Raw genomic sequence first — 11,943 nt, forward strand, 5'->3', positions numbered from 1 at the left:
ACCTTTTCCCGCCTTTTGTCAAAAGGGCGCCGCTGACAGGCGGCGCGCGGACAGCTAAAAGCGCGAGGGGACCGGCCGCGGCGAAACCATGTCCGAATTGAAGGCATTCATCATCCATCTCGCACGGTCGACCCAGCGGCGCCCGCAGGTCGAACGCCTGCGCGCCGCGCTGCCCTGCCCGAGCGAGATCCTGGACGCGACCGACGGCGCCCGCCTCACGGCCGGAGAACTGGAACGCGCCTATGTCCGCCATGCGCGGCGCCCGCGCTATCCCTTCGGCCTGAACCGCGCGGAAATTGGCGTTTTCCTGAGCCATCGCGCGGCGTGGCGGCGGATATTGGCCGAGGGGCTGGATTACGCTCTCGTTTTCGAGGATGACGCCGAAATCGACGCGGCGGCTTTCGCGCGGACCTGCGCCCTCGCCCGCGAGACGCAAAAACTCTGGACCTACGCCCTCGCGCCGTCGGACAAGACCCGCATTCGCGGCGAGGTTCTGGCGCAAGGCGAGGGCCTCGCCTTGATCCGCCCGGAAAATCCGCCTTTACGCGCCATCGCGCAATTCGTGACCGCCGAGGCCGCGCGCAAACTGCTCGCCGTCACCGAGCCTTTCGACCGGCCGATCGACACTTTCCTGCAAATGTCATGGGTCACCGGGGTCGAACTGCTCGCCCTGACGCCTTCGGGCGTTCGCGACGCGTCGGCCGCGCTGGGCGGCTCGACCATTCAGGCCAGGAGCAAGCCGCTCGCCCACAAGCTCGCCCGCGAAATCGGACGGCCCTTTTACCGCGCCCAGGTGCGCCTCTGGCACGCCTTCGCCAAAAGGCCCTGACAAAAAATCCCCCATTACCTCCAGCGGTCGTGGGTCCACATCCATTGATCAGGATTCTGGCGAATGGATTTTTCCAGCTCCGCCTGCATCGCCGCCGTCGCGGCATAGATATCGGCGTTGCGGTCTTCGGTGCGCGGCACGTCGATCGGGGTGATGAACATCTTGAAGCGCACGCCCGGCATGCGATAGCCATGGATGAGCAGCAGCGGAATATTGCACTGCCGCGCCAGCATGGCCGGGAAGGGCGTGGTCTGCGCCGGACGGCCGAAGAACGGCGTCGGCAGCCCCATGAAGGCCTGCTGGTCGACCAGAACGCCGACCACCCCGCCGGCCCGGGCGTGGCGGATCAGCGCGACCGGCGTTTCGATGGCGTGCTTGGCCATCAGCCCGGCCGCGTAATATTTGCCGCGGCGGCGCAGCATGTCGGCGTCCACGAAGGGATTGCTCATCGGCCGATAGACGGCCATCGGGCTGAGGCCGAACTTGTTGACGACGGCGCTCGCCCCTTCCCAATTGGCCTGATGCGCCCCGCAGAGCACGGCGCCCTTGCCGCTTTTCGCCACCGCCTCGAGCAGTTCCGGATTGGCGACCTCCACGCGGTCGCGGACAATCTCGTCGATATGGAAAAACTCGCCGACGACGCAGCCGATATTATACCAGACCTGCAAGGCCAGCTTGTCGCGCTCTTCCTGGCTCATCTCGGGAAAGGCGGCGGCCAGATTGCGCATCAGCCGGGGATGGCGCTTCTTGGAATGCGGGCCAAGCTTCGCCATCAGCGCGCCCGCGATGTTCGACGCCCATTCGACCGGCATGATCGTGAAGATCACCCCAAGCAGCCGAAAGCCGAGATATTCGATCCAGTAGCGAAAACTGGGCTCTTTGGGACCCATCGAGTCAAAACCTTGCATATTCGACGACAAAGGCCCCGGAGCCGTGCGCGGTCAGACCCGCGCGCGTCGCCGAAGCTTGATGATCGCTCGCGCCCGAAGCGCGAGCCGGATTGAGCGCCAGCATCCAGATTCGATCCTCATGCGCCCCCCGCTACGGGGGGGCCGGCGCAATTTCGCCAGCGCTCGTTTGCGGGGGCGCAAAAGCCGGGAGTCGCCGACTGGGGAGCCCATATGGGCCTTCAGGCCCGATCTGCCCGCAAAACAATGATTTCCCCGACGCTGGCGCCAAAAGGATCGAGTCTAAACCTTGACGTGCGCCGCTCTAGCCAAGGCCCGCCCCGCCGTCAAGACGCGAGGCCTCTGGCTTCGCCTGCGCAATTCCGCCACAGATCGACAATATTGCCGGCCGGGACGTCGGGGGCCTTACGCAAGGTGGCGCGAATCATTAATGAATGGTTCATGCGCCGAAACCCACACAAGACGTCGGGAATCGCTTCAAGGGCCAATCGGCGCGCGGGCAAAGGAATGGAGTTCTCATGCGGGCCAATTGGCGGCGCGTTTTCAGGCGGCTAACGGCGAAGGCCTCGGCGCCGCTGTCGAGGCTGCGCTGATGGCTCGATCTTCATTTCGCAAGCTTTCCGCCGCCGGCGGCGTTTCGCTCCTTCTGGCCGCCTGTACAGTCGGGCCGAACTATGCGCCGCCCGAGGTGACAACGCCCGTCAATTTCAAAGAGCTGAAGGGCTGGCGCCAGGCGCGCCCGCGTGACGGCGTGGACCGCGGCGCCTGGTGGTCGGTCTATCGCGACCCCGAGCTGAACCGCCTGCTGCCGCAGGTCGAGGTCAACAACCAGAACGTCGCGGCCGCGCTCGCCGCCTACGAGCAGGCGCAGGCCCTGATCCGCGCGTCGCAGGCGAGCCTGCTGCCGGGCGTCGCCGCCACCTATCCCGTCACCCGCTCCGGCGCGGGCGCCAATGCTGGCGTAAGCACCGGCTCCGCCGTGTCGTCGGCGGTCAGCCGGGCCTTCGCCAAAACAGTCTTTTACCCGCAGGGGACTGCGAGCTGGACCATTGACGTCTGGGGCAAGATCCGCCGCCAGATCGAAAGCAATGTCGCGGGCGCGCAGGCGGATTCCGCCCTGCTCTCCAACGCCACGCTTTCCGCCCAGGCGCAGCTCGCCATCGCCTTTTTCAACCTGCGCTATGAGGATTCGCTGAAGGACCTGCTCGACCGCACGGTCAAGGTCTATCAGGAAACCGAGAAGATCACGCAGAACCAGTACAACAGCGGCACCGTCTCCAAGGCGGATCTCATCACCGCCCAGACGCAGGTGCTGAACACGCAGGCGCAGTCCATCGCGACCGAGATTCCGCGCCAGCAATATGAACACGCCATCGCGGTCCTGATCGGCCGGCCGCCCGCGGATCTCGGCATTCGCCGGGGCTCCCTGCCCCAGTCTCCGCCCGCTGTCCCGGTCGGATTGCCCTCATCCCTGCTGGAGCGCCGGCCGGACGTCGCCGCGGCCGAGCGCGTGGTCGCGGAGCAGAACGCCTTGATCGGCGTCGCGGTCGCCGCCTATTACCCGAGCATAACGCTCTCCGCCGCCGGCGGCTTCTCGGGACCCAACGCCTTCCCCTTCCTCGCGGCTTACCAGATCTGGTCAATTGGAGCCGCCGCCGCCGATCCCCTATTCGACGGCGGCCAGCGCCTCGCCCAGGTGGATTCCGCCAAGGCGAGCCATCGCCAGTCCGTCGCCAATTACCGCCAGACCGTGCTGTCCGCCTTCCAGCAGGTCGAGGACCAGCTGGTCGCTCTGCGCGTTCACGCCAAACAGCTCAAGGTGCAGGAAAAGGCGCGCGACGAGGCCGCCGAGGCGGTGAAGGTCTATCTCAACCAATATAGCGCCGGCACCGTCGCCTTCACCACGGTCGTCGTCGCCGAGGCCACGCTGCTCGCCGACGAGGAAGCGGTGCTGGCGACGCGGCAGGCGATGTTCGTGGCCAATGTCACGCTGATCGAGGCGCTGGGCGGCGGCTATGACGCCGCGAGTCTGGCCGCCGAGACGGCGCCGCCGCTGATCGAGGCGGTGGCGCGTTCGGCGCCAATTCCGCCGACGCCTTAAAATCCGCCCTTCCGTCGCCTAAATCGACGGAAGGCGACTAGCCGGCCGGGGCCGCGATCCGCGAAGACCCGCAAGCCGTAAGTTCCGGAAAGCATCGACTCGATGGAAGAGAGCGAAATGACCCTCACGCAGCGTCAGGCCGACAACGGCGGCGCCCGATCGACCGGAACCCCGGCCCGCGAAAAGGCCGCCAACGGTCCCGGCGCGCCGCGGCCCTGGGGGCGCTGGCTTGTCCTGATCCTGATCGCCGCTCTGGCGTTCTGGGGCTGGAGACATTATCGGCAGCCGGATCAGGCGACGACGGCCGCGGATCAGGCTGCAAGCGCGACTTCCAAGGGCGGCAAACGCGGCGAAGCCGGGGGCAAGGCGCCGGTCGGCGTCGCCACCGTCTCGCCCCGCGATCTCCGCGTAACCCTCAACGCGCTCGGCACCGTGACGCCGCTGGCGACGGTGACGGTGGTGAGCCAGATCTCGGGCTATTTGCAGGACGTCGGCTTCAAGGAAGGCCAGCATGTCAAAAAGGGCGACTTCCTCGCCCAGATCGACCCCCGCCCCTATGAGGCGCTGAAAGCCCAATATGAAGGCCAGCTCGCGCATGATCAGGGCCTGCTCGCCCAGGCCAAGGCGGACGACGCGCGCTACCAGACCCTGATGAAGCAGAATTCGATCGCGGCGCAGACGGCGCAGAACCAGAAATATGTCGTCCAGCAATATGAGGGCACGGTGCGCTCCGATCAGGCCCAGATCGACGCCCAGAGCCTCAATCTGACCTATGCCCGCATCGTCTCCCCGGTGGACGGGCGCATCGGACTGCGGCTGGTGGACGCTGGCAATTATGTCCAGGCCGGGTCGACCACCGGCATTGCGGTCATCACCCAGATGCAGCCGATCTCGGTGCTATTCTCGGTGCCGGAAGACGCGCTGGACAAGATCCTGCCGAAGATCCGCGAGGGCGCGAAACTCGAAGCCGTCGCCTACGACCGCGCCAATGTCAAAAAGCTCGCGACCGGCGAGGTCAGCGTGCTCGACAACCAGGTCGACACCACCACGGGCATGGTGAAGTTGCGCGCCAATTTCACCAATGAGGACGAGGCGCTCTTCCCCAATCAGTTCGTCAATATCCACTTGATGGTGTCAGTGTTGAAGGACGCCCTCGCCGCTCCGGTCGCCGCCGTGCAGCATGGCGCCCCGGGCGATTACGCCTATGTCGTCGTGGACGGCAAGGCCACAGTGCGCGTGCTGAAGCTCGGGCAGACCGACGGCGATCAGATCCAGATCCTCTCGGGCCTCGCCCCGGGCGACCAGGTCGTGATTGACGGCGCCGACCGCCTTCGCGAGGGCGCCGAAGTCCGCGTCGTCGCGGACGGAGGAAAGGACGCCAATGGCCAGCGTCCCTGAGTCGGGAGCGCCTCCCCATCCGGGAGGCGCGCGCCGATGAATATTTCCGAGCCCTTCATCCGGCGGCCCGTCGCGACGACGCTGCTGATGATCGCCATCCTGCTGTCCGGCCTAATGGCCTATCGCCTGCTGCCGCTGGCGACCCTGCCGTCGGTGGATTACCCGACCATCCAGGTCCAGACCTTCTATCCCGGCGCCAGCCCAGAGGTGATGACCTCCTCCGTCACGGCGCCGCTGGAGCGGCAGTTCGGCCAGATGCCGGGCCTCAACGAGATGACCTCGGCGAGTTCAGCCGGCGCCTCGATCATCACTTTGCAATTCGGACTTTCCCTTTCGCTCGACGTCGCCGAGCAGGAGGTGCAGGCCGCGATCAACGCCGCCAACAACCTGCTGCCCGCCGATCTTCCCGCGCCGCCGATCTATTTCAAGGTCAATCCCGCCGACGCGCCGATCCTGACCCTCGCGGTGACCTCCAGGACCATGCCGCTGACCGAGCTGGAGGATCTCAGCGAGACCCGGCTGGCGCAGAAGATTTCGCAGCAGCCCGGCGTCGGCCTCGTCAGCGTGGCGGGCGGGCAGCGGCCCGCGATCCGCGTCCAGCTCAATCCGACGGCGCTGGCGGCCTATGGCATGAACATCGACGACGTGCGGACCATTCTCGGCAACGCCAACGTCAATATTCCCAAGGGCAGTTTCGACGGCCCGACGCAAAGCTCGACCATCGCCGCCAACGACCAGGTCACCAATGCCGAGGGCTTCGCCAAGGTGATCCTGGCCTTTCGCAATGGCGCGCCAGTCCGGCTCAGCGACGTCGCCACGGTCATTGGCGGCCCGGAGAACAGCAAGCTCGCGGCCTGGGCCAACCGCACGCCGGCGATCATTCTCAACGTGCAGCGCCAGCCGGGCGCCAATGTCATCGCGACGGTGGATTCGGTGCGCAAGCTGCTGCCGAAACTGCTGGCCGACCTGCCTGCGGCGGTGGACGTCGAGGTGCTGACCGACCGCACCGTGACGATCCGGGCGTCGGTTGCGGACGTGCAGTTCGAGCTGGTGCTTGCCATCGTGCTGGTCGTGCTGGTGATCTTCCTGTTCCTGCGCACGCTGCCCGCGACGCTCATCCCCAGCCTGTCGGCGCCGCTGTCGCTGATTGGCGCCTTCGGCGTGATGTATCTGCTGGGCTACAGCCTCGACAATCTCTCGCTGATGGCGTTGACCATCTCGACCGGCTTCGTCGTGGACGACGCCATTGTGATGATCGAGAACATCGCGCGCCACGTCGAGAACGGCATGAAGCCTTTCGACGCCGCGCTCAGGGGCTCGCGCGAGATTGGCTTCACCATTATTTCGCTGACTGTCTCGCTGATCGCGGTGTTGATTCCGCTGCTGTTCATGGGCGAGGTGGTGGGGCGGCTGTTCCATGAATTTGCGGTCACGCTGGCCGTCACCATCGTCATTTCCGCCTTCGTCTCGCTGACCCTGGTGCCGATGATGTGCGCGCGGCTGATCCGCCACCGTCCGGACAATGAGCGCGGGCGTTTCGATCTCGCCGCCGAGCGGGTATTCGACCGTATCATCGCAGGTTACGCCCGCGCGCTCGATGTCGTGCTGCGCCACCAGTTCCTGACCCTGCTGGTCGCCATCGGCACGCTGGCGCTCACGGCCATGCTTTACATGGCGATCCCCAAGGGCTTCTTCCCGTCGCAGGACACGGGCGTGATCCAGGCCATGTCCGAAGGGCCGCAGGACGTGTCGTTCAAGGAAATGGTCCGGCTGCAGGGCGCCCTTGCCGAGGTCCTGCTCAAGGACAAGGACGTCGCCTCCATCACTTCCTTCGTCGGCGTGGACGGCTCCAATCTCACGCTCAATTCCGGCCGATTCCTGATCAATCTGAAGGCGCAGGACCAGCGCACGGATAATGTCGCCGAGGTCATCCGCCGCCTGAGCCGCGAGTCGGGCGAGGTCGAGAGCGTCAAGCTCTATATGCAGCCCGCGCAGGATCTGACGATCGACGCCAGCGTCACCCGCGCGCAGTATAAATTCGTGCTGGAGAACGCCAATCCGGGCCTGTTCGCGGAATGGGCGCCCAAACTGACCGAACGCCTGCGCCAGCTGCCGGAACTGACCGACGTCGGCAGCGACTTGCAGCAGCAGGGCGCCGCGCTGGACATCACCATCGACCGCGAAACCGCCGCGCGTTTCGGCATTACGCCGGCGACGGTGGACAATGTCCTCTACGATCTGTTCGGCCAGCGCATCATTTCGACCATCTACACCCAGTCGAACCAATATCGCGTGATCCTGGAGGGCTCGCCCTCGGTGCAGGGCTCGTTGAAAGGCCTGGATTCGATCTATCTGCCGTCCAACGCCTCGACCAGCGGCGGCCAGGTCCCGCTCTCGGCCATCGTCCATGTGAAAAAGCGCGCCGGACCTCTGGTCGTGACGCATTTCGGCCAGTTCCCGGCGACCACCATTTCCTTCAATATCGCCAAGGGAGTCTCGCTGGGCGAGGCGGTGGCGGCGATAGACCGCGCCCGGGCGGAGATCGGCTTGCCCGCATCCTTCGTCGTCGCCTGGCAGGGCGCGGCGGCGGCGTTCCAGTCCTCGCTGACCAATCAGCTGCTCCTGATCGCGGCGGCGGTGGTGACGATGTATATCGTGCTGGGCGTGCTCTATGAGAGCTTCGTCCATCCGGTCACCATTCTCTCCACCCTGCCCTCGGCCAGCGTCGGCGCGCTGCTGACGCTGCTGGTGTTCGGCTATGAGCTGGACGTCATCGCCATTATCGGCATCATCCTGCTGATCGGCATCGTCAAGAAGAACGCGATCATGATGATCGACTTCGCGCTGGAGGCCGAGCGCGTCGAGGGTCTCGGCCCGGTCGAGTCGATCCGTCAGGCCTGCCTGCTGCGCTTCCGGCCGATCCTGATGACCACCATGGCCGCCATTCTCGGCGCCCTGCCGCTGATGCTGGGAACCGGCGTCGGCTCGGAGCTGCGCCGGCCGCTCGGCTTCGCCATCGTCGGCGGCCTCGTCGTCAGCCAGGTCCTGACGCTCTTCACCACTCCGGTCATCTATCTCTATTTCGACCGGCTGGCGGTGCGTCTGGGCGGGCGCCGCGCCAACGCGCCGCTCAAGCCGGCGGCGGACGGGGAGCCGGCCGAATGAATATTTCCGCGCCCTTCATCCGACGGCCGGTCGCGACCATCCTGCTGACCGCGGCCATCGCTCTGTCGGGCGCCCTCGCCTTTTTCATGCTGCCGGTCTCGCCGCTGCCACAGGTGCAGGTGCCCTATGTCACGGTCAGCGCCAGTTTGCCCGGCGCGAGCCCCGAGACCGTGGCCAACAGCGTGGCGCAGCCGCTCGAACGGCATCTCGGCCAGATCGCCGACGTCACGGAAATGACCTCGAAATCGAGCCTCGGCCAGACGCAGATCGTCATGCAGTTCGGCCTCAGCCGCGACATCGACGGCGCGTCGCGCGATGTTCAGGCGGCGATCAACGCCGCCCGCGCCGATCTGCCGACCGCCTTGCGCCAGAACCCGACCTACCGCAAGGTCAACCCGTCCGACGCGCCGATCCTGATCCTCAGCCTGACTTCCAAGACGCTCACGCGCGGCCAACTTTACGACGCCGCCAGCAACGTGCTCCAGCAGCGCATTTCACAGCTTCCGGGAATCGGACAGGTCATCGTCGGCGGCTCGACCCTGCCTGCCGTGCGCGTCGAGCTGAACCCGCAGGCCCTGTTCAAATATGGCATTGGCCTCGAAGACGTGCGCGCCGCGCTCGCCTCCGCCAACGCCAATGCGCCCAAGGGCGCGATCGAGCAGGACGAGCGCCATTACCAGATTTACACCAATGACCAGGCCTCGCACGCCGAGGATTACAAACCGCTGGTCATCGCCTATCGCAATGGCGCGGCGGTGCGCCTGTCCGACGTCGCGACCGTGGTGGATTCGGTCGAGGATTTGCGCAACGCCGGCTTCGCCAATGGCGTTCCGTCAGTGCTGGCGATCCTGACCGCCGAGCCCGGCGCCAATATCATCGAGACTGTCGATGCGGTGAAGGCGGAGCTGCCCTATCTCCAGGCCGCCCTGCAAGGCGACATCGCCCTGCAAACGGTCATCGACCGTTCGACGACAATCCGGGCCTCGCTTCACGACACCGAAATCACCTTGCTCATCGCTGTGGCGCTGGTGACTTTGGTGGTTTTCCTCTTTCTCGGCAACGCCCGCGCCACGCTTGCGCCGAGCATCGCCGTGCTCGTCTCAATCGTCGGAACCTTCGGCGCAATGTATCTGCTCGGCTACAGCCTCAACATGCTGTCGCTCATGGCGCTGACCATCGCCACCGGTTTCGTCGTCGACGACGCCATTGTCGTGGTCGAAAATATCGAACGCCATATCGAATCGGGCATGGACGCGGTCGACGCCGCAATCCTCGGCGCCAGGGAAGTCGGCTTCACCGTCTTGTCCATTACTCTTTCGCTGCTCGCGGTCTTCACGCCAATCCTGTTCATGGGCGGCATCATCGGACGTTTTTTCCGCGAATTCTCGATGACCCTGTCGATCGCGATCATCATCTCGCTGGTCATTTCGCTGACCACGACGCCGATGCTCTGCGCCTTGTTCATGCGCCGCAGCCATGGCGTGAAGCGCCAGCATCTGCTCGAAGGCGCTTTCAACCGCGTTCAGGCCGCTTATGGCCGCAGCCTCACCACGGCCTTGCGTCATCCGCGCCTGGTCATGCTCGCGCTGATCGCGACCATCGGCCTGAATTTCATTCTTTTCGGAGCATTCCCCCGGCTTTACAGCGGCATCCCCAAGGGCCTGTTTCCGCAACAGGACACCGGCCGTATGATGGGCGTGCTGGAGGCGGATCAGAGCATTTCCTTCGAGAGCATCAAGGACAAGCTCGCGGAAATGATCGCAATCGTGAAAGCCGACCCGGCGGTGGACAATGTCGTCGGCTTCACCGGCTCCGGCGGAGGACCGAGCGGCGGCACCAATTCCGCGCGGGTTTTCGCTGCGCTGAAACCGCTCTCCGAGCGCAAAATCGGCATTGAGGACGTAATCGGCCGTTTGCGGGGCAAGCTTAGCCATGTGCCGGGCGGACGGCTTTTCTTTCAGGCGTTTCAGGACTTCAAACCGGGCGGGCGCCAATCGTCATCGCAATATCAATACACGGTCTACGCCGACAAAACTTCCGAGCTTTACGAATGGTCGGAAAAGCTGACCGACGCGCTGATCCGCCGCGGAAAGCTGAAGGACGTGACCTCGGACCAGAAGATCAACGCGCTCGAAACCGATCTTGTCATCGACCGCGACGCCGCCTCGCGCCTGGGGCTGACGGCGGCGATGATCGACAACACGCTCTATGACGCCTTCGGCCAGCGCCAGGTCTCAACCATATTTTCAGCCATCAACCAATACCACGTCATCATGGAGATCGACCCGCGCTACACGCAGCGTCCCTCCATGCTCGATGACATCTACATCTCCACCGCCGGCGGCGCGGCCAACGCGGTCGCCTCCACCAGCCTGCCCGGCGGCGCGGTGACAAAGAAAACGGAAGCCGGCGCCAGCGCGACGGCGCAGGCTGGCGCGGCCAGCCTCGATTCCGCCCGCAACGCTGCTATCAATGCGCTGGCGGCCTCCGGCAAAAGCTCGGCCTCCGCCGGCGCCGCCGTGAGCACGACCAAGGAGACGATGATTCCGCTCTCCGCGATCAGCCACTACGAGCGCGGCAACGCGCCGCTGGCGGTCAATCACGAAGGTCCATTCGTCACCACCACTATTTCCTTCAACCTTGACCCGAAGGATTCGCTCAGCGACGGCATTGCCGAGATCCACGCCGCCGAAGCGGAAATCCACATGCCGATCACCGTGCATGGCGCGGCGTCCGGCTCAGCCCTCGTCTTCGTCGGCTCGTTCAACACCCTCCCCCTGCTGTTCGCGGCGGCCATTCTGGCGATCTATATCGTGCTGGGCATCCTCTACGAGAGCACGATCCATCCGATCACCATTCTCTCGACTCTGCCTTCGGCTGGCGTCGGCGCCCTGCTCAGCCTGTGGCTGTTCGGAATCCAGTTCGACATCATCGCGGCAATCGGCGTAATTCTGCTCATTGGTCTGGTGAAGAAGAACGCGATCATGATGGTCGATTTCGCCATCACCGCGAAAAGGGACCACAATGCCAGTTCCTATGACGCGATCTACGAGGCCTGCCTGCTGCGCCTGCGGCCGATTCTGATGACCACATTCGCGGCCTTGCTCGGCGCCCTGCCGCTGGCGATTTCCTTTGGCGAAGGCGGCGAAATGCGCCGTCCGCTCGGCGTTTCAATTATCGGCGGCCTGATCGTCAGCCAGATCCTTACGCTCTACACGACGCCGGTCGTCTATCTCTATCTCGACCGTTTCAGTCTTTGGTTGGAGGCCAGGCGCCGGAACCTCTTCGGCCCTCGCGCAGCGCCGGACGCCGAGGCCGCGCAAAACGGCTGACCGGGCCTCTTGTTTGCGCGAATAACCTCCCCATCTCAAAGAATTGGCGCTATGCGCCATCGCCGCACGGAATGTTTTGCACCGCGAAACGCCTTGGCATGGCCTTTGGCCAGATAGATTTTATCTATCAATTCTTCAGAAAAAATAATTTGCGCCCATCAGGGGCGTAACGCACAAATTATCCCTACCTGCACTTATAAAAAGCAGGAT

At 64.7% G+C, this 11,943-nt stretch carries 6 protein-coding genes; 5 read left to right on the forward strand and 1 reads right to left on the reverse strand.

Annotated elements, in window-relative coordinates; all coding sequences use genetic code 11:
* The first annotated feature begins 88 nt into the window (after positions 1-88).
* Entirely contained in the window at positions 89-829 is a 741-nt protein-coding gene (locus QM467_RS15005) for a glycosyltransferase family 25 protein (RefSeq protein WP_283367150.1), read from the forward strand.
* A gap of 14 nt (positions 830-843) precedes the next feature.
* Here QM467_RS15005 and QM467_RS15010 read toward each other — a convergent pair whose 3' ends face one another.
* Positions 844-1,719, reverse strand: coding sequence for a lysophospholipid acyltransferase family protein (locus tag QM467_RS15010; protein WP_283367151.1), 876 nt, complete (start codon positions 1,717-1,719; stop codon positions 844-846).
* Between the two features lie 610 nt (positions 1,720-2,329).
* Between QM467_RS15010 and QM467_RS15015 the strand changes: the two genes are divergently transcribed.
* The 4 genes from QM467_RS15015 (at position 2,330) to QM467_RS15030 (ending at position 11,733) form a co-directional block, all read left to right on the forward strand.
* Complete coding sequence (locus QM467_RS15015) at positions 2,330-3,838, forward strand: efflux transporter outer membrane subunit (protein WP_283367152.1); 1,509 nt, start codon at positions 2,330-2,332, stop codon at positions 3,836-3,838.
* Positions 3,839-3,955: 117 nt separating this feature from the next.
* Positions 3,956-5,236 carry an efflux RND transporter periplasmic adaptor subunit gene (locus tag QM467_RS15020; protein ID WP_283367153.1) on the forward strand — a complete coding sequence of 427 codons (1,281 nt, stop codon included), beginning with the start codon at positions 3,956-3,958 and terminating at the stop codon, positions 5,234-5,236.
* A gap of 36 nt (positions 5,237-5,272) precedes the next feature.
* On the forward strand, positions 5,273-8,401 hold the full coding sequence (locus QM467_RS15025) for a multidrug efflux RND transporter permease subunit (RefSeq protein WP_283367154.1): 3,129 nt from the start codon (positions 5,273-5,275) through the stop codon (positions 8,399-8,401).
* A complete protein-coding gene (locus QM467_RS15030; protein WP_283367155.1) occupies positions 8,398-11,733 on the forward strand; it encodes an efflux RND transporter permease subunit in 3,336 nt (1,111 codons plus the stop codon). The genes QM467_RS15025 and QM467_RS15030 overlap by 4 nt, the downstream gene beginning before the upstream one ends.
* Positions 11,734-11,943 lie beyond the last annotated feature (210 nt).

The organism is Rhodoblastus sp. 17X3 (genome assembly GCF_030056575.1).
GTDB lineage: Bacteria > Pseudomonadota > Alphaproteobacteria > Rhizobiales > Beijerinckiaceae > Rhodoblastus.